Origin of the sequence: Rossellomorea sp. NPDC077527, assembly GCF_044542955.1 — a bacterium.
GTDB classification, from domain to species: domain Bacteria; phylum Bacillota; class Bacilli; order Bacillales; family Bacillaceae_B; genus Rossellomorea; species Rossellomorea aquimaris_E.
Map to the genome: position 1 here is coordinate 265,312 of NZ_JBITVL010000001.1, position 24,161 is coordinate 289,472.

Below are 24,161 nucleotides of genomic sequence, written 5' to 3' on the forward strand. Positions count from 1 at the left end.
TCTCGGATCATTCCTTTTTTTAATGAGCAGCTTTCTTCAGTTCCAAATTTTCTTTCTCAAAACGCTCAAACATGATAAAGAAAAGTCCGGCACTCACAAGAGCTAGAATCGACAAGATGATAAACGTCCAATCATACCCTACATAAAGAGACAGGGTGATGGAAAGAGGTGCAATCGTTCTTGCAATCGTAAAACGCAGGCTCGCTGCGGCAAAATACTGCCCGCGCATATGCTCCGGTGCAAGCTTTGATACAAAACTCTGTTGGATACCGGCAGTCATCAGCTCTGCAAATGTGAACACCGCCATACTGATCACAAACATCCATACGGAACTCGTTTGACCAAACATAAAGATCGAAACCGCATAAATGACAGAAGACAGAATGAACACATTACGCTCACGGAATTTTGTGATCCATCGTGTAATGACCACTGTAAGAAGAGCCACCAGAAATCCATTTTCCGACAGGATCAAACCGAATACTTGCTCACTCACGAGTGTCAATGACCAATCCCCAAAGCTGAACAGAGTGGCTTTATCCATCACATCTTTTATATATACAGGAATCAAGAGGTCTAATTGCATGAACGTTTGACCTACCAAAACCCCGGCTAAAATAAACAATAAAAACGTTTTATCTTTAAAAATAACGCTGTAATCCTTAAACTGATCCGTCATCACACTATGCCAAGCTTTCTTTTTTCCTTCTGTGACAAGAAGTTTATTCTTATCATCCGGCGCCGTTTCCCTCGTCATTTTGTATAAAAGAAGAGCTAAAAGCATGCATATAAGTGCGGCTGCGATCAATAATTGAAAGCGGTAATGAACGTAGAAAATGCCCCCTAATATCGGTCCGACGACAACAGCGATATTAATGGACGTGTAAAAGACGGCAAACACATGGCTTCGGTCCTTCTCATCCACCACATCGGCCACCATGGCTTGACTGGCCGGCCAATAAAATGAGCCAAACACACCAACCAAACTAAAGCAGATAAAGCCGATCATGGCAGAATCGAGCCAAGGTGAACTGGCAAGTCCGAAGATTAAAAAAGCAAAGCCTTGTCCGAACGCCGAAATGACCATCATCCGCTTACGTCCGAAGCGGTCCGCACAATAGCCTCCCATCAGATTCGCAACCACGGCGAATACTTGTGAAAGAACCAATAATAAACCTGCCGTCTGCTTTCCAAACGATTCAGTAAAATAAATCGTCAAAAACGGAAAGAACATCCAGAAGGTAATGTTAATCGCTGCTTCCCCAAACAGCCGGACCTTTAAATTACGGTCCCAATCCCTAATTCTCATCCCATTCCCTCCCCTTATGAAACTCTAGATGAACTAGATTATCATAGCCTGATGGGACAAATTTAACAAGACTCATTTACTGGTATTTGTAAAATATCCACTCAAGAAGGACATGAGTCCAAAGATACCAATTTCGATCCTTTGAATACATTGAATGTATGAATGATGAAAGGATCGGTGGACGGAGGTGATCGATAGACTAATTCTCATTACGGGAGTGTGGACCCAGGTTGTTGGAACTGTGATCGCTGCCATCGGTGAAACCATGATCATACGGGAAGAACGTTTGGAACTGGAGCCTATCGGATATCGCTTGGTGTCAATCGGGAATGGATTCGAAGCGACAGGGAATTCCCTGCAGGCGGTAGGGGCGGAAAAGCTGTCAGATGGCTCCATTGGGGAGACCTATCGGGTGATTGGTGACTGGATTCAAGCAGCTGGGAACGTGACAAATGTCGCTGCCGCTGAAATTCAATTTTCCGGGAAAGAGCTGGAAGGGTTGAATCTGGATATCTTTGGAGATGTCGTTCAATCTGCCGGCGCGGGGCTTGAAGCATATGGAGCAACCTTGAGTCCGCGTGCCTATTCAAAGCTCCTCTCGTATGGAAATACACTTCAATCCCTGGGGGCAGCCCTTGAAGCGGTAGGGGAAGTATATATTTTGAAGGAAATGAAGGATATTGGGTTGCAGGTGACGACATTCGGGAGCTATGCCCAGGCAGCAGGAGCGACAATCGCTGCGATTGCGTTGACGAAGCAGTATGGGTAGTAGTGATTGTGGGTATTTTTCTCAGTGTTTAGTGGTTGGATGGGTGATTCGATTGGGTATGAGCCCGGAATTGCGTCATTTATCGGGTTTATTGCGTCAAATTTAAATTATTTGCGTCGTTTTTTTGATATTTGCGTCATTTTCTTAGGGGATTGCGTCAAAATAAGGTTTATTGCGTCATTTTACAAATGAACCCATTTGATTGAGCGCTCGGTCAAAAAAATTCAATCCAACTCACCCATCAAAAAACAAAACCCCCAAAAAGCAGCCAAGCCGCCTCCCGGGGATTCATCCTACATATTAAAACGCCCAACCGCCATCGCGGAATACTGCTTCAGTCGAGCCGTCTTCTTTTACTCCATCAATGTTCATCTTATCTGAACCGATCATGAAGTCAACGTGAGTGATACTATTGTTCAAGCCGTTTTTCTCAAGCTCTTCCTCACTCATTTTCTTCCCGCCTTCGATACAGAATGCATAGGCATTACCGATCGCAAGGTGGTTTGATGCGTTCTCATCGAATAATGTGTTGTAGAATAACACATTCGATTGAGAGATTGGTGATTGATGAGGCACAAGGGCGATTTCTCCAAGGTAGTGAGATCCTTCATCCGTATCGACAAGACGCTTCAGGATTTCTTCGCCTTCTTCAGCCTTTACGTCCACGATACGTCCGTTTTCAAAGGTGATCGTGAAGTTGTCGATCACGTTACCGCCGTAGCTAAGTGGTTTCGTGCTCGATACTGTACCGTTAACACCAGTTTTAAGAGGAACCGTAAATACTTCTTCTGTTGGCATGTTCGCCATGAAAGTTGTTCCTTCTTCGTTCACGCTTCCAGCTCCAACCCACAGGTGACCTTTAGGAAGCTCGATGGTAAGGTCCGTCCCTGGTGCTGTGTAATGAAGTTTTTGGTAGTTCTTTTCGTTCAAGTATTCCACTTTTTCGTGAAGGTTTGCATCGTGATCTTTCCAAGCTTGTACAGGGTCAGCTTGGTCGGCACGCACTGCTTTGAAGATCGCGTCCCATAATAGATCTACTTGTTCTTCTTCAGAGGCATCTGGGAATACTTTGGCAGCCCAGTCTTTAGAAGGAGCGGCCAGTACACACCAGCTGACTTTGTCCGATTGAATGAACTGACGGTATTTGGACATCGCTTTACCTGCAACCTTCTGGAAGTTTGAGATGCGTTCAGGATTTACCCCTTTTAAAAGGTCAGGGCTTGATGAAACGATGCTCATGAATGCCGCTCCGCCTTCAGCAAGCGTTTCTACTTCACGTGCTTTCCACTCAGGGAACTCCTGAAATGCTTCATCCGGGGCAAGGTCATATTTTGTGCGGTTGACGAAATCGTCGCTCCAATTCACATAAACATGCTTTGCTCCGACTTCATAGGCTTTTTTTACTACTAAGCGTACGAATTCTGCGGAATCAAGGGATGTGTTGATCACAAGGGTTTGACCCTTCTGGACGTTCACTCCGACTTCTACGGCTAGACTTGCGTATTTCTCAAGATTTTGTTGGAAATTAGTCATATGTATTCTCCTTTTTTTCAGAATGTTCTATTACATTCTTATTGTATCAGTGCCGGCACCGTTTGCAAGTGTTTACACCTATGTTTGTATTCTGTGTAAAAGTGGAGGAAATAATTTGGCATCGAGGAAAGATTGTGAACGTTCTATGGCATTGAATCAAGAATCATAGCCTGATTTCGGACAACTATTCTATAATGATGGGAGCGATATTTTATTCAAAAAAGGAGGTAAGGCATAATGCGGTGGAATGTCCTATTATTACGAATGGCTGCCATTTATGGGTTTATCGGAGCATTTCTCGGGTCTCATATGGCAGGAGCAGGATCATATGCGTTCAAGCCGATTCACGCTCATATTTTAGTTGTGGGATGGTTGAGTTTATTTGCGTATTCTTCCTATTACCGCTCCTATGATGTACCGAAATCTTCTAAACTGGCATTTGCCCATGTGTGGACGGCGATCATTGGTTCGGTCGGGTTGACCGTCGGGATGTGGATGTATAATTTAAATCCATTCAACCTGCCATCAAGCTTCACAACGGTTTTCTACATTGTCGGAGGAAGTACTCTATTACTTAGCTTTTTCTTATTTGTGCTTATGACATTTACATATAGCGAGAGCAAGAAGTAATGGTCAGCTGCTGATAATTCGGGTTTTATCAGCAGCTGAATAAACCGCCAATAAAAAAACTCCTCACCGCAATTGGTGAGAAGTTTTTTCAGATGGACGATTCATCCTGTCCCTGCTCCTGGAAGAGGAACCGGTAATCCATTGGGTTCTGGATCAAATCGGCCAGGGTATATTCGTCCAGGACGGAGAGGTAGGCATTCAATGCTTTGCCGAGAACATGCTTCAATCCGCACACAGGCGTGATGATGCAGGAATTGTTCTTACTGTCGAAGCACTCAACAAGATGAAAGTCCTCTTCGGTCAGCCGGACGAGTTTTCCTATATTTATGTCTTCTGGGGACTTGGCAAGTTTGATTCCGCCGTTTCTACCTCTGATCGTTTCGATCATCCCCATTTTTCCGAGCTCATACGTCACTTTCATTAAGTGATTCTTTGAAATGCTGTACGCATCTGCGATTTCTTTTATATTAGAGAGTTCTTCTTTCGGTTTGGAAGCCAGGAAAATCAGGACCCTCAGTGAGTAGTCGGTGTATAAAGTTAGTCTCATGTATCTCACCTTTCCGTTCCGTTACCCCCATTATACAGAAGGAAGTAAGTTTGTGTCTAAATGTGACTGTTTTGTTAAAGATGTATTTTATATATTGCTTTAATAGCGGAAGAGGAGTAACTTAAATATGTATTAAAAATATATCTTTAGGGGTGACCAAAATGCTATCTCAAAAAACCATTGAAATCGTGAAATCAACTGCACCTGTCCTAGAAGTCAAAGGAACGGAAATTACGTCGACTTTTTATAAAAATTTATTTACCAATCATCCAGAGCTTTTAAATATCTTTAATCATGCCAATCAAAAAAAGGGAAGACAGCAGACGGCATTGGCCAATGCGGTTTACGCTGCGGCTCAGAATATCGATAAGCTCGAGAGCATTCTTCCTGTTGTGAAGCAGATTGCCCATAAGCATAGAAGTTTAGGTGTGAAGCCAGAGCATTATCCGATCGTAGGGGAGCATCTTCTTCAAGCGATCAAGCAGGTTCTTGGAGAGGCAGCGACAGATGAAATCATCGAGGCATGGGGAGAAGCGTACGGTGTCATCGCCGGAGTATTCATCGATGTGGAAGAAAATATGTACCAGGAGGCTGGATACAGGGACTTTAAACCATTTATCGTGGCAAAGAAAGTAATGGAAAGCGAGTGTGTCACTTCTTTCTATCTTCAACCAAAAGAAGGCGGAAACGTCCCAACTTATATGCCGGGTCAATATATATCAGTGCGTGTGAGAATCCCTGGTGAAGAGTTCACTCATATCCGTCAGTACAGTTTATCAAGTGCTCCGATGGATGAATACTTCAGGATTTCGGTTAAAAGAGAAGCAGAGCAGAATCCTATAGGGAAAGTATCTAATTTCTTACATGACCAAATAGCAGAAGGAAGCGAGATCGAGGTAAGTGCACCGGCAGGAGATTTTTATCTTGAAAATGGGGAATTACCTGTAGCGTTTATTAGCGGTGGTGTTGGAATTACACCGATGATGAGCATGCTTGAAGAGGTGGCGAGAACCACGCCGAAACGCAGAACGTCGTTTATCCATGCAAGCAGAAATGAAGGAGTGCATGCTTTTAAAGAAGAGGTCGACACGCACATGACCGGAATTGAGAACGGGGAAGTGGGCTATATCTATGAAAATCCCCTTGATGAATCTCTGTCCCATTTTACAGGGTACTTGAACAAGGAAATCCTGAAACAATACGTAGATGTAGGGACGGAATGCTACGTGTGTGGTCCGGCTCCGTTCATGAAGGCGGTCATCGGGATGTTGCAGGAAATGGGAGTGTCAAAGATCCGATACGAATTCTTCGGTCCGGCAATGGATTTTACAAAGAAAGAAAGTGTGCCGGTTTGACGATTTGAAAATAAAAGCATCGTTTTTGAAAATAAAATCGAATAATTGAAAATAAAACCTCCATTTTTGAAAATAAAATGCTGTGGAGCCTGCTCCTCATCCAGATTCTCGGTCATTTCAAGGAGAAAACGCTAGGGATCCCTAGCGTTTTTCGCTTTTAATAACGATGTTCATCATCATCTTCACGGTTTTTGAACGCTTCTTGTGTTACGATCAATTCTTCATCGCCCACTGCATCTTCAGAATGTTTTTGAGCGGTACTATTTTGAGGGAAGTTCCCTGGATGTCCCTTTTTCTTTGATTCGTACGATTTACCACGTGCCATTGTCAGCCACTCCTTTTCGTTCGTGATACAGGTAGTTTTTCCAGGTGGGCCGAAAATATGTGAATGTGAATTGTCAGAAAATAGACGCATCTCCACCGATCAGAAAATGTGCGGATTGGATATAATGATACTAACGAGTTACTTGCTGCTAAGAATCAACCGATTCCACTGAATGGAGGGGTATAGTTGGATTTTTCAATGATTGTTTCGGAGCAACGGATCAAGAAAGCTTATGAGGACGGAGAGTTTAGCCACTTGCCCGGATTTGGCAAACCGCTGAATCTGGACGATGATTTAGGTGTGCCCGAGGAATTGAAAATGGCCCACAGGATGATGAAGAACGCAGGCTACACGATGGATGAAATGAATGTGAAAAAAGAAATGATGCGGATCGAGGACATGATCAGGGCGTGTGATGATGACGAAGAAAAGCTGGAACTTCAGCAAAGCCTGAATGAGAAAATGCTGAAGTACAACAGCATGCTTTCAAAAAAACGGGTCAACACGAATAGTTCGCTATTCAAAAATTATGAACATAAATTAGAAAATAAGCTATTGAAATAAAGAAAACACCACTTTCTCCAAGAAAGTGGTGTTTTTTCGTTATTGTGGTCCCTCGTCTTCTTTAAATAAGAAAAAGGAAATCACACCCGAAAGAAGGGTGCCCCCGATGGTGAGCATGATTTTCGAACCGAACTCAATCTCGGAGTAATATTTGCCGAGCATCCAATATGAAGCGACGGCTACGAGTATCATGATAGGAATGATCATGGTGAATCGTTTTTTCAAAAGTGCCACATCCTTTAAAGCTACTCTTCTTAGTTTACCACAGGTTAGGCATTTACACTGTTTTGAATCCGCTCGGCACTTGTGGCAGTATCTTGAACATATTGGGCGATTGTCCGGTTGTCACCATGAAGGGTTTCGATGGTGGCGCTGATTTCCTCAAGGCCCGCAGATGTCTGTTGAATGACGGCTGCCAGTTCTTTCGTTGACAACTCGGCTTCTTCCGTTTGTCCCCTTACTTCAGAAGCAGTGGACGTTAAGCGCTGGAATTCATTTGACAGGGCATCAAGCTTCTCACGAAGTGTCTGGAAGTATGACGTTACTTCTCCTGTAGCCCCTACATTTTCATTGAGTTTTTCAGAGCTCAGATTCATGATTTCAACGGCAGAAGAGTTCACCGCGTTAACAGAAGCCAGGTTGTCGTTGATGCGGGTAGCCGTGTTCCGGGTGATCTCCGCCAATTTCCGGATTTCATCGGCCACGATACTGAAGCCGCGCCCAGCTTCACCTGCACGTGCCGCCTCGATGGACGCATTCAAAGCCAGCAAATTAGTTTGGTCCGTAATGTCCTGGATGCTTCCGATAAAGGTGTTGGTTTCTTCGATTTTGCTTGTGAGCTCTTTAAAGGTTTGATGAAGACCTTCAATGATATTTTTCAGCTCAATCATGTTTTCCTGGAGATCCATGACCCGTTCACTTCCTGTAACGGCGATGGCATTTGCATCGGTCGAGTGGGCGGTAAGATCATCCGAAAGCCTTGCTACTTCTTCCATTTTACTCATGGTCGTTTCGGTCACGAGAGCGATGTTATTGATCTGATCACTTTGGGTGACACTTCCCGCTGAAATTTCAGTCACAGCCGTTTTCATTTCATCATGTGAGACGAGGTGGGTTTGCACCTGTTCGTTGATTTGCTGAATGCTTGCTGAGATGGTAGCCAATTCCTTTTGTAAGAAATTACGTTGGTCCTCTTTTTTCTTACTTTCGTTTTCTGTCGTGTGGATAAATTCCTGAAGCTGCTTGAATTGTGTACGATTCAGCTGGATGACGACACCCAGGACGATGCCAAGCAGCACATAGCTCAATAGAGCAGGGACAAATAATTCAGCGAAGACCGGATCTCCATCTGGAGCCAATACACCATTCAGTACGAGCAGTACGAGACCGGACGTAAAGCCGATTCCGAAAATGACAGTATTAAAGTGAATGGCGCTGATCACAGCTAAAAATAATAGGATGACTAAATCAGGCGGATTGGATCCTTCAAGAAAAAGCCAGATTCCCATGATGATATACGTTGTAGGGATGCTGAAATACACAAAGAGATTCGGTTTTTTCAGGATTAATTGAAGAACAACAAAATATCCGGCCAGAAACAGGATCTGAGCTGCAAACACAGCCACGGTGATGGTGCCCGATTCATGTAGTATGGAATACGTGAGGGCGGCTGCCAGGCTGATTCCGTAGGTGATCAGCAGCAGAAGGTTCTTTCTTTTACTATCGACTTCTTTCACTTGCTTAGGGGTCATGACATTTCTCTCCTTTTAATATAAAACCCGTATATTCCATATATCGACAAAAATAGTTTGCGCTTTCACAACGATTTAAGGGAATTTCAAAAAAAATTTGAATTGAACTATCTCTCAATATTCAGCAGGTTTATCCGATATTAGTAATAGACTACGATGAGTAAGGTGGAGCGATCAGATGGATAAGACGTCTTTGATAGGAGTCATTTTAGGATTGATAGCAGTTGGGGTGGGGATGGTATTCAAAGGGGTAAGCCCTATTGCATTATTGAACCCTGCTGCCATACTGATTATTGTACTTGGGACAGTGGCCGCTGTGACCATTGCTTTCCCGACACATGAAATTAAAAAAGTACCGAAGCTTTTCGGCATACTGTTTAAAGAGCAAAAAATACAGGACCCGAAACAAACGATCCAATTCTTCTCACAAGTGGCCGATCTAGCACGGAAAGAAGGATTACTGGCACTTGAAGCGAAGACACAGGAAGTGGAAGATCCCTTCCTTAGGGACGGACTTTCATTAGCGGTGGATGGACAGAGTGCAGATTACATAAGGGATGTCCTGCATGAAGAAATCGACGCCATGGAAGAACGGCACAGTGCGGGAGCGCTCATCTTTACACAGGCGGGTACATACGCACCGACTCTGGGTGTGCTCGGAGCGGTCATTGGGTTGATCGCAGCCCTCAGTCATATGGACAATACAGAAGAACTTGGACATGCCATTTCAGCGGCATTCGTTGCGACACTCCTCGGGATCTTCACGGGATACGTCCTGTGGCACCCTTTTGCCAATAAGTTGAAAAGAAAATCAAAGGTGGAGGTTCAGTTGAAGATGATGATGGTGGAAGGAATCCTCTCCATCATCGAGGGAGAATCTCCCCGGGTCATCGAACAGAAGCTTGCCTCCTACTTACCTGTAAGTGAGAGGATCATGCTATTAAAGGGGGATGAGGATGAGGCGGCGTAAGAAGAAACATGACGACGACCACATGGATGAGTCCTGGCTGATTCCGTATGCTGACTTGCTCACTCTGTTACTGGCACTGTTTATCGTCCTCTATGCATCAAGTTCCGTGGACGCTCAAAAATTCAAGGAACTGTCCCAGGTATTCAGTGAAATCTTCACAGGGGGTACGGGAATGATGGAGTACCCTAGTCCCGTGGCTCCTCAGCAGTCGAGTGATCAGGAAGAGAAGCAGGCTTCTTCATCGGCTAATGAAGTAGAAAGAGAGAAGGAATTAAGTAAAGAAGAGATTGATAAGCAGGCTTTCCTGAAGGATCAAGAAGAGCTGAAGGAGATTCAGAAAAAGATTAACGAATATATCAAAACGAATCATCTTGAGGTACAGTTCATCACGAAGTTGACCGATGAGGGGCTGCTCCTGACCATTCGTGATAACGTTCTATTTGATTCGGGATCTGCTACGGTCCAGGGAAGTGACCTAAGCGTGGCCGGGGAATTATCCGAACTCCTTGTCATGAATCCACCACGGAATATCATCATAAGCGGTCATACAGATAATGTGCCCATCAGAAATGCGGAATTTGACTCAAACTGGGAGCTCAGCGTCATGCGGGCGGTCAACTTTATGAAAATCATCCTGGATAATCCCGAGCTTGACCCTAAATGGTTCAGTGCCAAAGGTTTCGGGGAATTCGAGCCGATCGCCGATAACGGGACGGCAGAAGGTCGTGGGCAGAACCGCCGGGTGGAAGTGTTGATTCTACCTAGAGTAACAGAATAACAAGATGGTGACTGCAGCTGGTTAACGGCTGCAGTTTTTTTGCGTTTTGTCATATTTCCGGGGAAATGGCTGGATGCTGTCGAAGTTCGTAGAGGTAATACACTTTCAACTGCGAATTTCCCTTAAAATGTTTTATAGTTCCCATTTCAGGGGAAAGTCTGGAAAAGCATGTAGGTGCAGTGGCTAATATTTAAGAATCAGGGGTCCTTTACTAAGAAGCTGATCGACTTTATACATACGTAGACACTTTCCCCTAGGTGAATTCCAAGCATTAGCCACTGTCTCTATCGAAGGAGGAGCATAATTGGATACGTTTTTTGACATCATCGGTAAGGTTTCGGCATGGTTATGGGGTCCCCCGTTGATCATCGTCCTTGGAGCAACAGGTTTGTATCTGACATTTCTATTGAAATTCATACAATTTCGGTATCCTCTCTATATTTTTAAGCAAACCGTGGGAAGCGTGTTTAAAAAGCCCAAAGGAGAAGGGACCGTCACCCCATTGCAGGCGTTGACTTCGGCATTATCGTCCACAATCGGGGCGGCAAACATCGTCGGTGTCCCTGCTGCGATCATGTTCGGTGGTCCGGGAGCCGTCTTTTGGATGTGGATGATAGCCCTGATCGGGATGGCTCTTAAGTTTTCAGAAAGTGTTCTTGCCGTCCGCTATCGTGAGAAGAATGAAAAAGGGGAGTATGTGGGTGGTCCCATGTACTATATGACGAAAGGTCTGAACATGAGGTGGTTAGGTGTCTGGTTTGCCTTTGCCCTTATGATCGAGCTGATCCCCAGCGTGATGGTGCAAGGGAATGCGGTTGCATCGACAGTAGAAGAAACTTTTAATGTAAGCAGCCTGATCACTGGTATTGCCGTTGCCCTTATCGTCGTATTGATCGTATTTGGGGGGATTAAACGGATTGGAAAAGTAACAGAGATCTTTGTTCCGTTCATGGCATTGATCTATGTCGGCGGTGCATTAGTGATTCTATTCATGAATGTTGGGGCAGTACCTGAATTCTTCCGTCTCATACTTTCAAATGCCTTTCAGCCGATGTCGGCAATGGGTGGCTTTGCCGGAGTGGCCGTGGCTGAGACGATCCGATGGGGATTTGCCCGGGGATTATACTCGAATGAAGCTGGACTTGGAACCGCGCCTATCGCTCACGCGGCCGCACAAACGGATCATCCTGTCAGGCAAGGTCTTTGGGCCATTGTCGGAATCGTGATTGATACCATCATTGTCTGTACGGCTACAGCGTTTGTTGTATTATCATCAGGTGTATGGACAGCAGAGAATGCCCTTGACGATCCATCTGCCCTTACAACAGAGGCATTCACGAACTATTTTGGGGAGTTCGGAGGGATTCTCGTTACGATTTCACTGATCTTCTTCGTATTGTCAACGATCATCGTCATTGTCTTTTATGGAGCCAAACAGGCAGAATTTTTATTCGGCTGGAAAGCATCCCAAGGAATTAAAGTGGTGTATACACTGGCCATCGTCCTCGGTTCCGTTGGAGCGGCAAAGGTCATCTGGCAATTCCTTGATTTAGCCTTAGCTGCCATTTTGATTCCAAACATCATTGCAGTCCTTCTGCTAAGCAAAGAAGTGAAAAAACTTACGGATGAATTCTTTACTTCAGATGACTATTATTTGAAGGACACAGGGAAAGTGAAAGAGAAGAAAGTATCTTGAATAGCGAGGCTTGTTTTCCTTAGACGGGAAAACAAGCCTTTTTTTATGCTTTCGTAAACATTGTTGCTTTTAAACAAACGAGAGGTGCTCGCTTTCCGCGGGTCTGGAGGTGAGCCTCCTCTGGCACAGCCTCTATGACAGAGCGTTTGCAAATCATAGTCTGGGATTAGATGAACAACAATCTTTTTTATGACATTTCCCACTTCCAACTTGTGTAAAATTAGACAAAAGTTTAGAATATTAACAAAAGTTACTTTTCTTTATAGGGGTGGGAGAAAGTGAACGACAAAGAAAAACTTTTATTGTCATATATTGAAGAGAATCCGTTCATGACGCAGCAGGAGTTATCAGAGCGAAGTGGGATTTCGCGTTCGGCAGTGGCCGGTTATATTTCAAATCTGGTCAGGCAGGGGAAGATCCTGGGACGTGCGTATGTGATGCCAAAGAAGAATGGGATCACCTGCATTGGCGGGGCGAATATCGATCGAAAAATGCAGCTTGAGGACAAGCTGATTCCCGAAACTTCCAATCCGGCCAAGACCGAGCAAACAAGTGGCGGAGTGGCACGGAATATTGCCGAGAATCTGGGAAGGCTGGGGAGAACGGCAAACTTGATCACGGTTGTGGGAGAAGACACAGAAGGCAGCTGGCTATTGCAGCAAACGAAATCCTTTGCCGATGTATCCGGTTCACAGAGGGTATTGAATCAACGTACAGGAACGTATTCTGCCATATTGGATGAACGGGGGGAAATGCTGTTTGCCCTCGCTGATATGAACATTTATGAAAGCGTTGACATTGGATTCATTGAGAAAAGATGGGGGTTGATTTCATCTTCTGAAATGGTTCTGATTGATACGAATTTTCCCGAGGATGTGCTGAAGTATATCATTCGGAGGTGTCAATCAGAAGGGGTCCCACTGACGGTGATACCGGTTTCCGCTCCGAAGGTAAAGAAACTTCCTTCTTCATTAGAAGGTGTTTCCTGGTTCATCTGTAACAAAGGAGAAGCAGAAATGTATCTTGATATGAAGATTGAAACGGAGGGTGATTATTTTAAAGCTGCCAAGGAGCTTACCTTAAGGGGCGCTGAACGGGTAGTCATCACCCGTGGAGATCAAGGGCTGATTTATTACACCACCTATAAAGAAGCAACGGCTATATTGCCTCCGAAAGTAGACGTGCAGGACGTGACAGGAGCAGGGGATGCTCTCGTCGCTGGGATATTATTTGGCTATTTGAAAGGATCCGATACAGACGGTGCATGTCGGATCGGCGTGATATGTTCGTCGATCACACTTCAATCGAGGTATACGGTGGCACCCACTTTGAATACAAGCAAGCTGAAACAGGAATTCAGTCTTTATTATTAAGGGGGAAATGTGTGTGAACATAGAATCGTACGTAGAATTTTCAGAAGAGGTCAGAGAAGCCAGGAAAAAGGGTCAGGCCATCGTGGCATTGGAATCCACCATCATCTCACATGGAATGCCGTACCCGCAAAATGTGAGGACGGCAAGAGAAGTAGAGGATATCATCCGATCAAAAGGTGCCGTTCCTGCGACAATCGCCATCCTGAATGGGAAAATAAAAATCGGTTTATCCCAAGAGGAGCTTGAGTATCTGGGGCAGGCGACAGGGGTGATCAAGGCAAGCCGCAGGGACATCCCATATATCCTGGCATCTCGAAAAGACGGAGCTACAACGGTGGCAGCCACGATGATATGTGCAGAAATTGCAGACATCCCTGTTTTTGTGACGGGAGGAATCGGAGGGGTGCACCGGAATGCAGAAGTGACCATGGATATATCGGCTGATTTAGAGGAACTTGCTGTATCGAATGTGGCCGTCGTTTGCGCGGGAGCAAAATCGATCCTCGATATCGGTTTGACACTGGAGTACCTGGAAACAAAGGGCGTACCCGTACTGGGGTACCAAACAGACTCATTACCGGCTTTCTATACAAGGACAAGCCCTTATTCCGTGAACTATAAAGTCGAATCAGCAGAAGAAACAGCCGCTCTTTTAAAAGCAAAATGGGATATCGGGCTCAAGGGTGGGGTGGTTGTGGCCAATCCGATTCCTGAAGCGGACGCCATGAATGAAAGTGAAATGACTTCCATCATTGAACGAGCTCTGAAAGAAGCTGATGAACAAGGGATCAAAGGCAAGGAAGCGACGCCTTTCCTGCTTGGGAAAGTGAAAGAATTGACCCATGGAAGAAGCCTGAAAGCGAATATCGCCCTTGTGAAGAATAATGCCCATGTAGGGGCGGATATCGCAGTTCGGTTCGCCAGGCTTGGTAAAGTAGAGGCAAACTAATATCAGAGAGAGAGGCGAAACCCGGGGGAAAGTGCGCCCGGGTTTTTTAGATGAATTGACATTCACCATTTATATGTTGGAAAAGGTAGGGTAAAATGATGGTAAATAACGTTACGAAAAAGGAAGGTACTATGGCTGAAATGCACCCCTATCATGCATTGAATGTTGATTCAATTCCCGTCCCGGCAGCAATCATCGATGTGAACAACCCATCGTATATAGAAGAAAATGAAGAGTGGAGAGGCATCATCCTGAAAGAAGAAAATCTTCTATTGAAGATAATAGAGGATGAGGACTATTCAATCCGCTTGAATCATCAACCCTATGGGTTCAAACGCAAACGACTGGATGAATCCAAAGAATTAGTCATGATGATCCCTAAAGGAACGAAACGTGAAGATTCAACCGATTCTCAATCGGCTGTGTATGAATCCCTCATCCACAATACTCCGACTTGTGTGTGTATCATCGATAAAAACGGAAAGGTCATGGAAATGAATGATTCCTTTCAGGAGCTGTTCCACATTTCCGATGACGTTCTCGGGCAGACTTTGTGCAGGCAGTCCCCGCTTCAGAACCAGCCCTTCACTACCATCGTCAGGAATGGATTGAAAGGTTTGAATACAACAGGGGAAGAAGTGACATTCGATATAGGAAATCTCCGTAAAATCACATGCAATATCACCATTTCCCCTGCTAATTATAAGAGTGATGGAACGGTTGACAGTGTAGGGATCATCCTTCACGATATCACGGAAAAGAAAGAGTATGAAAATGAATTGATGTCACTGAAGGTGGAACTTGAGAATACTCTCCGCCTTCAGAAGACCATCACTTACAAGATTAAGAAAAAAGATCAGGATTTTGTCATTGAGATGGCAGCGGGAGAACTCTTGAAAAAGCTGAATCTCAACCCGTCCAAGGTTATAGGGAAAACCATCCAGGAAGTGTTCGATTCCCATCACTTAGGGAAGATTCAGCCAAAGCTGAAACGGATCTGGGAGACAGGGGAAGAACTGACGTACGAAGATGAATACAAAGAATTAGAGTATCTGGCTTCCATTGTCCCGGTATTCAGGCAGGGTACTGTGGTGGAGATCATCGTATCTATATCGGATATTTCCCTGATCAAGGATATTCAGAGAAAGCTGATTGAGAGTGAGCAAAAATATAAATCAATCGTTAAATACAGTCCGGATAATATCTATATGGTCGACACAAACGGAATCATCCAAGAGGTGAACCCTGCAGTGAAAACGCAGTGGGATCATATATCCCCTCATATGATCGGCAGTCATTTCAGTGAATTCATCGCACAGGGCAGCAAAGAGACAGCCATCAAACAGTTTGAAGTCGCTCTTAAAGGAGAAGCGTCAAGGTTTGTAACCACCTTCGAAAATGGGGAAGGTGGCAAAAGCCATGTAGCGGTAACCAATATTCCCATCCGTGTCAAAAATGAGGTCATCGGTATCTACGGCTTTGGCCAGGACATCACGGAAAAACTGCAGATGGAGGAAGAGCTGAAAGAAGCGAAGGAATTACTTGAGGCATATTTTGAACATGCCGGAGATGGTATCGCCCTCCTTGATCCCGAAGGAAATGTACTAAAGGTGAATCAACAATTTGAGTCAATGTTCGGATGGTCGAAGGATGAGATAACGGGTGAGGTCATCACGTTCCTGCATCAGGAAGATCAGGTCGGACAATTCAAACAGAATCTTGCCACGGTGAAAGCTGGGAAACGGATCAAAGATTATGAAACTGTCCGCTACCGGAAGGACGGCTCACCGGTAGAGATCGCCTTTAATATGAATCCGATCTTAAATGATGATGGACGCTTGATCGGAATTTCCGCCATCATCCGTGATCTATCTGAGAAGAAGCGGAATGAAGACTTACTTAAGAAATCAGAGCAGCTTGCGATGATCGGCCAGCTTGCAGCGGGTGTCGCCCATGAAATCAGGAATCCTTTGACCACATTGAAGGGCTTCCTTCAGCTAATGAAGGAAAATGCAGAAGATGATTTCTACCTTGGGGTCATCCAGGGAGAGCTTGACCGAATCGAAATCATCACGAATGAGTTCCTTGCGCTCGCGAAACCAAGAGCCGTTAAGTTCTCACTCACATCGTTGACGACCCTTCTCACTAGCTCGGTCGAGTTCATCAAGATGGAGTGCTTGAAGCAGGGAGTGGATGTGAGGTTCTCCGTGGAAGAAGCCGAAATCTACTGTGATTCCCATCAAATGAAACAAGTGATTTTGAATGTGATGAAAAATGCCCTTGAAGCCATGCCTGCAGGTGGACTCCTCAGTGTGCAACTTCAGAAGGAAGACGGCTACGGCAAAATTACGATTCAGGATAATGGGAACGGTATTCCACCTGAAAGAATGAAGCATCTGGGCGAACCGTTCTACAGTACGAAAGAAAAAGGGACGGGCCTCGGACTGATGATTTGTCAAAAGATCATCAAAGAGCATCATGGCTCATTATCCATCCAAAGCAACGTGAACGAAGGGACCACCGTCACGATTCTGCTGCCAATTGCAAATGATCAATAATACTACTCTACGATGAGGGATGAATCTTGTCGTAGAGTTTTTTTGTTTACTTGGATTCTGTCGATATTTTAAAGGGAGATCATCCGACAAATCCTGAAAATCGCCTGATGGAATCGCTGATATTTTCCGGGAAATAGTGAGTTCTACAAATTTTTTTATTGCGCCACCACTGAAAGTAAATTGTCACCTCATGGCGAGAGCACATCGGCAAGTTTCAACATTTTGGAAACAGGATAAAGGATGAGAAGAGGTGAGAAGAAATGAAGACGAATGTTTTTATAAGCGGCGGAGGGATCGGAGGGTTGACCCTCGGGCTGAAACTGGCCAGGTGCAACATTGATGTAACCGTCGTCGAACGGTTGCCTGGGCCGGGTTCTGTCTACAAAGGAGAACTCCTTCAGCCGAAAAGCCTGGAAATATTCGATTCTCTGGGAGTCATCGGCGAGGTCTTTCAAAACGGCCACAGCATTTCCGATTTAGAATTGATTGAATTGAAAAAGGCGAAATCGAAGGCGGACCATTCCTTGATGAGCTATTCGATCCTCCCGACGCAATATCCGTTTTCCCTCATGATCCACCATGAAACGCTAAAAGACATCCTGAGGAAGAAAGGGAAAGAATATCCAACCTTTCATTATCGGCCGAACACCATCTGCAAGAAAATCAATGACCATACCGTTACCATCGAGGACCGCGAGACGAAAATGGTACAGGAGATTCATAGTGACTTCATTATTGGTGCCGAGGGGAGAAGCTCTGTCACACGGGACTATATGGGGATCGATGTAAAGGAGAAAAAGTACAATCATCATTTCCTGACCGTCACATTCCCCAGGCCAAGAGACATGGTGAAGGGGCGGATCATTTCTACATATCAATCTTTCTTAGGTCTGTTTCCCCTCCCTGACAATGAAGTGAGATCCGTTTATCTCATTCCGGCAGGTGAGTATAAAACACTACGGAAAAAGCCGGTTTCAGAGTTTCATAAACTGTATATCGAAATGTGCCCTGACCTTGAAGGGTATGTGAACCAAATAGAAGATTGGAAGAAAATCCAGCTGATGGTCCCATTGAAATATCATGCGGAAACATATGTAAAGGATCATCTTGCCCTCATCGGGGACGCCGTCCACACCGTCCATCCCATGGCAGGGGAAGGGATGAATATGGCGATCCAGGATGGAAGTATCCTTGGGGAATTATTATGTGATATGTATGCAGAAGGAAAATTGGACCCTGCTAATCTTACGTGGTACCCGAAGGTCAGAAGAAATAGGGTTGCCCATCAGATGCACCTCAGTCACTTATCAGCCCTCGTTTATTCATATCCTTATCGTCCGGTGGGATGGCTTCGTAATAAGAGCCTGCAGAGGATGGAAAGGGATTCGATTTCTCATTACAAACAGATGCTCAATATATCGGGTCTCGGCATGTGGCGGGAAACTCTTTATGACCGGATGATCCAGGGGGGAATGCTCCCGATCAGACATGACTCGTTGACGAAAGAAGAGAAAACAGCACCAACCTTTACAGAAGAACAGGATTACCCATGGAAAGGAAAGGAGGCATTACAATGATTGGAGAAATGGTGAAAGTATGGAGGGCAAGGACCTGGATGAAGAAGAATGTCCCGTTTCTATACAGCTGGCATGCCTACGTCGGTTACGAAATGGACCTGTTCGATCGTTTCTCAGAGCCTGCGTCCATTCAGGAAGTGGCACTCTCACAAAACATTGAAATGGATCTTCTTGAACAATGGGTGGAAGTAGGCATCACCATCAAGCATCTTAAGCGGGTGGAGGCTGAAAAAATCACAACGAGAAACAGGTGGAAGCTTCCAACTTCCAAAAAAGATCCCCACTCATCAGGCATCCTCCTGAAAGAAATGATGGAGCTTCATATACCGGCACTGTTATCTTATCCCCAACTACTTCGGAACCAGACAAAGCAGCATTTTAATTCGGATGTTCACGGATCCACCGTTGCGAAGACGTCCATTCTATTGGAGCGCTTTGCCTTTCCAAAAGTACAGAAAGCGATCAAAAAATACAATGTAGATTCCATCCTGGACTTAGGATGCGGGGAAGGTGGATATGTGAAAAGGATAGGGGACCGTTTTCCTGACAAACGAATGGTCGGGATCGAGATCCATGAAGCCGTCGCCAAGGCAGCAGAAGAATCCCTTCAACACTTTCAAAATGTGGAAATCCTTTGCAAGGACTTACATGAATATGAACCCGGGCAGCGCTTTGATATGATCATGGCCAATAATCTATTTCACTATATCGATCCTTCCGAGCGCCTGCAATTCTTTGATAAAGCATCATCATGGCTCGAGCCGGACGGTGTGTTCTTCGTCCTGACCCCGATGCAGAAGTCCAAGCATGGGAAGCAATTCTCGAGTGCCTTCAACAGCTTCTTCATGACATTCCAGAACCTCTACCCGATCCCTTCCCAGAAGGAGATGGAAACACTCGCCGGGAAAACGGAATTCAAAGTCGAGTCCGTGGAACCGATCGTGAAAGAGGGAGGATGGTATGCGATGACCTTTAGGAGAAACTGATCCTTGTTATTTTGTTTGGGGTCGGCTCAGCTGCTGAATAATGGATGGAAATCAGCAGCTGAAATGCTAGGAGAATTCACTTGTCAAAATCCACAAGAAATTCAGCAGCTGAAAATCAAGCCAACATCAGCAGCTGAGTTTCTCAAACACATCCACTCAAATTAATTTGCCAAAACAGGATATCCCTCCATCATTTTAGGGTAAAAATAAAAAAGTAGATTCTGAATGTGGAGGAGAGCCAATTGAGTAGACATGACATATATGACTGTATCGGAATTGGAGTCGGGCCATACAATTTAAGTTTGGCGGCCCTGATGGAGGAGAAGACGGATCTGAAGGTGAGGTTCTTCGATCAGACACCTGAGTTCCAGTGGCACCCGGGGATGCTGATCAATCTGACGGATCTGCAGGTGCCGTTCATCGCCGACCTGGTGACGTTCGCAAATCCCCAGAGCCGGTACAGCTATTTGAATTATTTACATACCCACAATCGTTTATATAAATTTTTCTTTTTTCATAAGTTTGAAATGCCCCGCCAGGAGTACAATGACTATGCCCGATGGGTGGTGGGGCAGCTCACAACTTGTCAATTTCACAGCGAAGTAATCGGGGTAACGGATGTTGGGGACTGCTATAAGGTGGAAGTCGATAACAGGTTAAGGGACGTTCGTGAAGTCTATTATGCCAAGCATGTGGCGATGGGGACCGGAAGCAAGCCTCTTATCCTGGATGGCATGGAAGGGTTGCCCGATGGTGATGTCCATCATACAAGCAAGTACCTGTTTCATAAAGACACCACGATGAAAGGCTCCTCGATCACAATTGTCGGATCTGGTCAAAGTGCTGCCGAGGTGTTCTTCGATTTATTGAAGGAGCAGGAGAACCATTCCTATCAGCTTACGTGGCTGACCCGTTCAGAAGGGATTCTGCAGCTGGAGTCGTCGAAGCTCGGGCAGGAATTCTTTGCTCCTGATTATGTGGATTATTTCCATGGTTTGACGTTTAAAAAACGTATGGAAGCGTTGAAAACCTTGGATCAGCTCAGGAATGGGATCGACCCCGATACGCTTAATAACATTTACAACATTTTATATAACCATTCTGTGAGCGATCAATCGCCGAGCATTACGATTCAACCCTTGACGGAAGTGAATGCGATTCATAAGGAGGGGGAGGGATACGTCTTGGATTGCCGTCAATGGCAGGAAGATCGTGATTTTTCCTATCAGAGTAACAAGGTAATTCTAGCGACGGGTTACAAGCCGAATATTCCCGGGTGGTTCTTTGATGAATTCGAGGATAAAATCGTCTGGGAAGATGAGAAGAAATTCAAAGTTTCAAGGAACTATAAGCTTCAGTTTAAAGAGAACCCGGACCGTGAACATCATTTTTACACGGTAACGAATCTGGAACATTCCCACGGTGCCGGGGCGACGAATCTTGGTCTTGCCGTTGACCGGAATATCCAGATCATCAATGATATCGTCGGGGAAGAAGTATATATTGCACAGAGAAAGACGATCTTTTCTCAATTTACGATGGATAAATAAGGGTTTTATTTTAAACGTGCAGGGTAAAGTACAAATGTGTTCAAAACAAACAATAAATAGGAGTGTTTCATTTTATGGCTAAGATCGCAACGTTACTTACAGACATGTTTGAAGACGTGGAATTTACAGATCCTGAAAAAGCGTTTAAAGAAGCGGGTCATGAAGTGGTGACGATTGAAAAGGAAAAAGGAAAATCAGTCAAGGGCAAGCAGGGGGATGCCACCGTGAAGATCGATGAGAGCATCGACAGCGTGAACCCTTCAGACTTTGATGCCCTCTTGTTGCCAGGTGGATTTTCTCCGGATCAGCTCCGTGCAGATGATCGCTTTGTGAAGTTCACGAAGCATTTCATGGATGAGAAGAAACCGGTATTCGCGATTTGCCACGGTCCTCAATTATTGATTACGGCAAAAGCACTGGAAGGACGAAAAGCGACGGGCTTTAAGTCCATTAAAGTCGATATGGAATATGCAGGTGTCACATACGAGGACAAAGAAGTCGTCGTTTGCGGCAATCAGCTCGTAACGAGCAGAACACCGGACGATCTTCCAGCATTCAATCGTGAAGCATTGGCGCTTCTTTCTAAATAAGACAGATGAATGAAAGGGGACATTCCCCAAGGTATGTTATACCTTTATGGGAATGTCCCCTTTTTTATTGACACTAAGTGTCTTCTTTTATGCTTTTCGTCTAAGGTTCCCCATTTCTTCGATGATCGCATTCATTTCACTCGGGCTGAAATGATCTTTGCGATTCACCATAACATACAGGTCATGGAGGTCTTCGTACATCTCTTCATTAAAATCCTCAGGCTTAACAGCACCCGCATTGACCATTCGTAATTTTTCTTTGATGGCCGTGACCATGAATTCGATGTTTTCGGTCGTGTTTTGTGTTAAATCCATTTCCCAATCGTCCTTTCTGACGTGCCTTTAATACCATTAATCTTTCCATGATTCCTTCATCCTGTCAACAAGCCCACTGAACATGAGTGACTCTTGGAGGATTTTTTTCGGAGAATGTTTTACACTATTAAGGAATGGGAAATGAGTAGGTAAGCTAATACGATGGAAAAGGGTGAGTTCATGGTATCTGTGCTGTTTGTGTGTTTGGGGAATATTTGCAGATCCCCGATGGCAGAGGCGATCTTCAGGGCTAAGGTAGAGGAAGAGAACCTGAGTGATGTAATCGAGGTGGATTCGGCAGGGACAGGAGACTGGCATGTAGGAAAGAAACCTCATGAAGGAACTTTAGCCATTCTTAGAGAAAATAATATAAAGACGGATGGACTCATCGCACGACAATTTCATGGCGAAGACAAGAAGTATGACTACATCGTGGCCATGGATGCCTCAAATGAACAGGATATGAAGAAGATCCTTGAACCGGACCATCATGGAAAAGTGTTCAAGCTTCTAGACCTGGTGGACGAAAGCCCGGAGAAGGACGTTCCCGACCCATACTATACGGGGAATTTTCAGGAAGTGTATGATCTGGTGGAATCCGGCTGCAGCCGATTACTGAATACAATAAAAGAGGACAATCATTTGAAGGAGGGTAATACATATGGGAAGTAACAAATTTTTTAAAGGGGTCATGCTGGGTGCCGTTGCAGGAGGACTTCTATCACTCTTGGACCGGACAACGCGACAGGAAGTGGGTTCCACATTAAAGAACAGCGGGAATTACATTTCCGCATATTCGAAAAACCCTCAGAGGCTTGTGGACACATCCAGGGAAGTGTATGAAAAATTACGTACAACGGCCGATCAGGTCAGCAGGGACATTCATTTCATCAGTGAGAAGGTAGATGAAATCAAGGGGATGACCCCTCAAGTCAAAGAGATCATCGAGGAGACGAAAGAAACCTTTGAAGATTCATCAGAAGCATATAAAGAAACGTTTTCTGAACGGGAAACATCGAATGAACTAACTGCTCAGGATGAAGACAGCCAGCCGATTGCTTCTTCCTTTAAGGGGTATTAAAGAAATGAGGTGAAAGCATGACGAATGAAACGGTCAAAGGAGAGTGGAAAGGATTCTCGAAAAGTCTTTTCTCCAATATCAGTGCAAATGATGTGACGGGACTTGCCGCTCAAATTGCTTATTACTTTCTATTATCGCTCTTTCCACTGTTGATATTTATCGTCACACTCCTCCCGTATCTGCCGGTTGAACAGGGAGATATTCTTGGGGTGGTCAGGGATTTTGCTCCCGGTGAAACGATGTCGATGATCGAGGAGACGCTTCAGGATGTCATGTCGAACCGTAATTCCGGTTTACTATCGATCAGTATCATTGCTACGATCTGGTCGGCATCCAACGGGATGAATGCGATTGTGAAGAGTTTGAATCGTGCATATGAGGTAGAGGAAACGAGATCATTCATTGCTACGCGCCTGATGTCGATCCTCTTAACATTCGCCATGATCCTTGTTTTCGTCATTGCGCTCTTGCTACCGGTATTCGGAAAGCAAATCGGACTTTTTCTTTTTTCTCAATTTGGATTTTCAGATCAATTTCTCGCCATTTGGAATGGAATCCGGTGGGCGATCAGTCCCATCATTCTCTTCATCATTTTTGTCGGTTTGTACTATTTTGCGCCTAGTAAAAGAATCAAATGTTTAAGTGCATTTCCTGGAGCGATTTTCGCAACGCTCGGCTGGGTGCTTGTATCCCTTGCGTTCTCCTACTATGTAGGGAGCTTCGGAAACTACTCGGCCACATACGGGAGCATCGGGGGAATCATCGTCCTCATGATCTGGTTTTATCTGACCGGGATCATCATCATGATCGGCGGGGAAATCAATGCCCTCGTGACAATCAAGGACAACGATTCATGTTAAAATAGGGGAAACATACTCCCCTGACATATCAGAAGATAAAAAAGGGGAAGATTCAATTAAACGAAACGTTTAGTGAATCTTCTTTTTTTGTATGA

The 24,161-nt window shown here is 44.9% G+C and carries 24 protein-coding genes; 17 read left to right on the plus strand and 7 right to left on the minus strand.

What is annotated here, in order from left to right:
• Positions 1-19: 19 nt before the first annotated feature.
• A complete protein-coding gene (locus ACIGG7_RS01245) occupies positions 20-1,309 on the minus strand; it encodes an MDR family MFS transporter (RefSeq protein WP_397548457.1) in 1,290 nt (429 codons plus the stop codon).
• Positions 1,310-1,496: 187 nt separating this feature from the next.
• Here ACIGG7_RS01245 and ACIGG7_RS01250 point away from each other — a divergent pair, with 187 nt between their 5' ends.
• The gene (locus ACIGG7_RS01250) at positions 1,497-2,078 is read left to right on the plus strand and encodes a DUF6944 family repetitive protein (RefSeq protein WP_397548458.1); all 582 of its coding nucleotides are present in this window, start codon (positions 1,497-1,499) and stop codon (positions 2,076-2,078) included.
• A gap of 300 nt (positions 2,079-2,378) precedes the next feature.
• Here the strand turns inward: ACIGG7_RS01250 and ACIGG7_RS01255 are convergent, their stop codons facing one another.
• A complete protein-coding gene (locus tag ACIGG7_RS01255; protein WP_224942044.1) occupies positions 2,379-3,611 on the minus strand; it encodes an aminopeptidase in 1,233 nt (410 codons plus the stop codon).
• 237 nt (positions 3,612-3,848) lie between these two features.
• Between ACIGG7_RS01255 and ACIGG7_RS01260 the strand changes: the two genes are divergently transcribed.
• Positions 3,849-4,241 carry a hypothetical protein gene (locus ACIGG7_RS01260; RefSeq protein ID WP_397548459.1) on the plus strand — a complete coding sequence of 131 codons (393 nt, stop codon included), beginning with the start codon at positions 3,849-3,851 and terminating at the stop codon, positions 4,239-4,241.
• An 88-nt stretch (positions 4,242-4,329) separates the two neighbouring features.
• Here the strand turns inward: ACIGG7_RS01260 and ACIGG7_RS01265 are convergent, their stop codons facing one another.
• Positions 4,330-4,788 (minus strand): RrF2 family transcriptional regulator, encoded by a 459-nt coding sequence (locus tag ACIGG7_RS01265; RefSeq protein ID WP_224942046.1) that lies wholly within the window; start codon positions 4,786-4,788, stop codon positions 4,330-4,332.
• Between the two features lie 161 nt (positions 4,789-4,949).
• Between ACIGG7_RS01265 and hmpA the strand changes: the two genes are divergently transcribed.
• On the plus strand, positions 4,950-6,143 hold the full coding sequence (gene hmpA / locus ACIGG7_RS01270; protein WP_397548460.1) for an NO-inducible flavohemoprotein: 1,194 nt from the start codon (positions 4,950-4,952) through the stop codon (positions 6,141-6,143).
• Between the two features lie 157 nt (positions 6,144-6,300).
• On the opposite strand, the gene ACIGG7_RS01275 is transcribed toward hmpA, so the two are convergent.
• The gene (locus tag ACIGG7_RS01275; RefSeq protein ID WP_224942048.1) at positions 6,301-6,468 is read right to left on the minus strand and encodes a hypothetical protein; all 168 of its coding nucleotides are present in this window, start codon (positions 6,466-6,468) and stop codon (positions 6,301-6,303) included.
• Positions 6,469-6,654: 186 nt separating this feature from the next.
• Between ACIGG7_RS01275 and ACIGG7_RS01280 the strand changes: the two genes are divergently transcribed.
• Positions 6,655-7,032, plus strand: coding sequence for a DnaJ family domain-containing protein (locus tag ACIGG7_RS01280; protein WP_397548461.1), 378 nt, complete (start codon positions 6,655-6,657; stop codon positions 7,030-7,032).
• Positions 7,033-7,071: 39 nt separating this feature from the next.
• On the opposite strand, the gene ACIGG7_RS01285 is transcribed toward ACIGG7_RS01280, so the two are convergent.
• Both ACIGG7_RS01285 and ACIGG7_RS01290 read right to left on the minus strand, forming a co-directional pair.
• The gene (locus ACIGG7_RS01285) at positions 7,072-7,257 is read right to left on the minus strand and encodes a histidine kinase (protein ID WP_263628185.1); all 186 of its coding nucleotides are present in this window, start codon (positions 7,255-7,257) and stop codon (positions 7,072-7,074) included.
• A gap of 44 nt (positions 7,258-7,301) precedes the next feature.
• Entirely contained in the window at positions 7,302-8,783 is a 1,482-nt protein-coding gene (locus ACIGG7_RS01290) for a methyl-accepting chemotaxis protein (protein WP_397548462.1), read from the minus strand.
• Positions 8,784-8,961: 178 nt separating this feature from the next.
• Here ACIGG7_RS01290 and motA point away from each other — a divergent pair, with 178 nt between their 5' ends.
• The 10 genes from motA to ACIGG7_RS01340 all read left to right on the plus strand — a co-directional run bounded on the left by motA (position 8,962) and on the right by ACIGG7_RS01340 (position 21,810).
• Positions 8,962-9,753 (plus strand): flagellar motor stator protein MotA, encoded by a 792-nt coding sequence (motA, locus tag ACIGG7_RS01295; RefSeq protein ID WP_224942052.1) that lies wholly within the window; start codon positions 8,962-8,964, stop codon positions 9,751-9,753.
• Positions 9,740-10,531: a flagellar motor protein MotB gene (motB, locus tag ACIGG7_RS01300; RefSeq protein WP_397548463.1), complete on the plus strand. Its 792-nt coding sequence runs from the start codon at positions 9,740-9,742 to the stop codon at positions 10,529-10,531. Before motA ends, motB begins: the two co-directional genes overlap by 14 nt.
• A gap of 304 nt (positions 10,532-10,835) precedes the next feature.
• Entirely contained in the window at positions 10,836-12,227 is a 1,392-nt protein-coding gene (locus tag ACIGG7_RS01305) for an alanine/glycine:cation symporter family protein (RefSeq protein WP_224942054.1), read from the plus strand.
• 278 nt (positions 12,228-12,505) lie between these two features.
• Positions 12,506-13,600, plus strand: coding sequence for a carbohydrate kinase (locus tag ACIGG7_RS01310; RefSeq protein ID WP_397548464.1), 1,095 nt, complete (start codon positions 12,506-12,508; stop codon positions 13,598-13,600).
• Positions 13,601-13,619: 19 nt separating this feature from the next.
• Complete coding sequence (locus tag ACIGG7_RS01315; RefSeq protein WP_397549077.1) at positions 13,620-14,549, plus strand: pseudouridine-5'-phosphate glycosidase; 930 nt, start codon at positions 13,620-13,622, stop codon at positions 14,547-14,549.
• A gap of 95 nt (positions 14,550-14,644) precedes the next feature.
• Positions 14,645-17,107, plus strand: a complete 2,463-nt coding sequence (locus ACIGG7_RS01320; RefSeq protein WP_397548465.1) for a PAS domain-containing protein — start codon at positions 14,645-14,647, stop codon at positions 17,105-17,107.
• Positions 17,108-17,367: 260 nt separating this feature from the next.
• Positions 17,368-18,684 (plus strand): FAD-dependent oxidoreductase, encoded by a 1,317-nt coding sequence (locus tag ACIGG7_RS01325; RefSeq protein WP_397548466.1) that lies wholly within the window; start codon positions 17,368-17,370, stop codon positions 18,682-18,684.
• Entirely contained in the window at positions 18,681-19,670 is a 990-nt protein-coding gene (locus ACIGG7_RS01330) for a class I SAM-dependent methyltransferase (protein ID WP_397548467.1), read from the plus strand. The genes ACIGG7_RS01325 and ACIGG7_RS01330 overlap by 4 nt, the downstream gene beginning before the upstream one ends.
• A 242-nt stretch (positions 19,671-19,912) precedes the next feature.
• Positions 19,913-21,220 (plus strand): lysine N(6)-hydroxylase/L-ornithine N(5)-oxygenase family protein, encoded by a 1,308-nt coding sequence (locus tag ACIGG7_RS01335; RefSeq protein WP_397548468.1) that lies wholly within the window; start codon positions 19,913-19,915, stop codon positions 21,218-21,220.
• Positions 21,221-21,294: 74 nt separating this feature from the next.
• Positions 21,295-21,810 carry a type 1 glutamine amidotransferase domain-containing protein gene (locus ACIGG7_RS01340; protein WP_224942061.1) on the plus strand — a complete coding sequence of 172 codons (516 nt, stop codon included), beginning with the start codon at positions 21,295-21,297 and terminating at the stop codon, positions 21,808-21,810.
• An 87-nt stretch (positions 21,811-21,897) separates the two neighbouring features.
• On the opposite strand, the gene ACIGG7_RS01345 is transcribed toward ACIGG7_RS01340, so the two are convergent.
• Positions 21,898-22,125, minus strand: coding sequence for a DUF1128 domain-containing protein (locus tag ACIGG7_RS01345; protein WP_224942062.1), 228 nt, complete (start codon positions 22,123-22,125; stop codon positions 21,898-21,900).
• Positions 22,126-22,287: 162 nt separating this feature from the next.
• Between ACIGG7_RS01345 and ACIGG7_RS01350 the strand changes: the two genes are divergently transcribed.
• From ACIGG7_RS01350 to ACIGG7_RS01360, 3 genes are read left to right on the plus strand one after another with little or no spacing between them, the layout of a single operon-like run.
• Complete coding sequence (locus ACIGG7_RS01350; RefSeq protein WP_397548469.1) at positions 22,288-22,797, plus strand: low molecular weight protein-tyrosine-phosphatase; 510 nt, start codon at positions 22,288-22,290, stop codon at positions 22,795-22,797.
• Positions 22,787-23,206 carry a YtxH domain-containing protein gene (locus ACIGG7_RS01355; RefSeq protein ID WP_224942063.1) on the plus strand — a complete coding sequence of 140 codons (420 nt, stop codon included), beginning with the start codon at positions 22,787-22,789 and terminating at the stop codon, positions 23,204-23,206. Before ACIGG7_RS01350 ends, ACIGG7_RS01355 begins: the two co-directional genes overlap by 11 nt.
• A 17-nt stretch (positions 23,207-23,223) precedes the next feature.
• Positions 23,224-24,066, plus strand: coding sequence for a YihY/virulence factor BrkB family protein (locus tag ACIGG7_RS01360; protein WP_224942064.1), 843 nt, complete (start codon positions 23,224-23,226; stop codon positions 24,064-24,066).
• Positions 24,067-24,161 lie beyond the last annotated feature (95 nt).

Coding starts and splice junctions, on each gene's coding strand:
- ACIGG7_RS01265 (WP_224942046.1), bottom strand. CDS start 4,788: ATGAGACTAACTTTATACACCGACTACTCACTGAGGGTCCTGATTTTC.
- ACIGG7_RS01345 (WP_224942062.1), bottom strand. CDS start 22,125: ATGGATTTAACACAAAACACGACCGAAAACATCGAATTCATGGTCACG.
- ACIGG7_RS01255 (WP_224942044.1), bottom strand. CDS start 3,611: ATGACTAATTTCCAACAAAATCTTGAGAAATACGCAAGTCTAGCCGTA.
- motB (WP_397548463.1), top strand. CDS start 9,740: ATGAGGCGGCGTAAGAAGAAACATGACGACGACCACATGGATGAGTCC.
- hmpA (WP_397548460.1), top strand. CDS start 4,950: ATGCTATCTCAAAAAACCATTGAAATCGTGAAATCAACTGCACCTGTC.
- ACIGG7_RS01245 (WP_397548457.1), bottom strand. CDS start 1,309: ATGAGAATTAGGGATTGGGACCGTAATTTAAAGGTCCGGCTGTTTGGG.
- motA (WP_224942052.1), top strand. CDS start 8,962: ATGGATAAGACGTCTTTGATAGGAGTCATTTTAGGATTGATAGCAGTT.
- ACIGG7_RS01260 (WP_397548459.1), top strand. CDS start 3,849: ATGCGGTGGAATGTCCTATTATTACGAATGGCTGCCATTTATGGGTTT.
- ACIGG7_RS01350 (WP_397548469.1), top strand. CDS start 22,288: ATGGAAAAGGGTGAGTTCATGGTATCTGTGCTGTTTGTGTGTTTGGGG.
- ACIGG7_RS01330 (WP_397548467.1), top strand. CDS start 18,681: ATGATTGGAGAAATGGTGAAAGTATGGAGGGCAAGGACCTGGATGAAG.
- ACIGG7_RS01325 (WP_397548466.1), top strand. CDS start 17,368: ATGAAGACGAATGTTTTTATAAGCGGCGGAGGGATCGGAGGGTTGACC.
- ACIGG7_RS01355 (WP_224942063.1), top strand. CDS start 22,787: ATGGGAAGTAACAAATTTTTTAAAGGGGTCATGCTGGGTGCCGTTGCA.
- ACIGG7_RS01275 (WP_224942048.1), bottom strand. CDS start 6,468: ATGGCACGTGGTAAATCGTACGAATCAAAGAAAAAGGGACATCCAGGG.
- ACIGG7_RS01340 (WP_224942061.1), top strand. CDS start 21,295: ATGGCTAAGATCGCAACGTTACTTACAGACATGTTTGAAGACGTGGAA.
- ACIGG7_RS01360 (WP_224942064.1), top strand. CDS start 23,224: ATGACGAATGAAACGGTCAAAGGAGAGTGGAAAGGATTCTCGAAAAGT.
- ACIGG7_RS01290 (WP_397548462.1), bottom strand. CDS start 8,783: ATGACCCCTAAGCAAGTGAAAGAAGTCGATAGTAAAAGAAAGAACCTT.
- ACIGG7_RS01320 (WP_397548465.1), top strand. CDS start 14,645: ATGATGGTAAATAACGTTACGAAAAAGGAAGGTACTATGGCTGAAATG.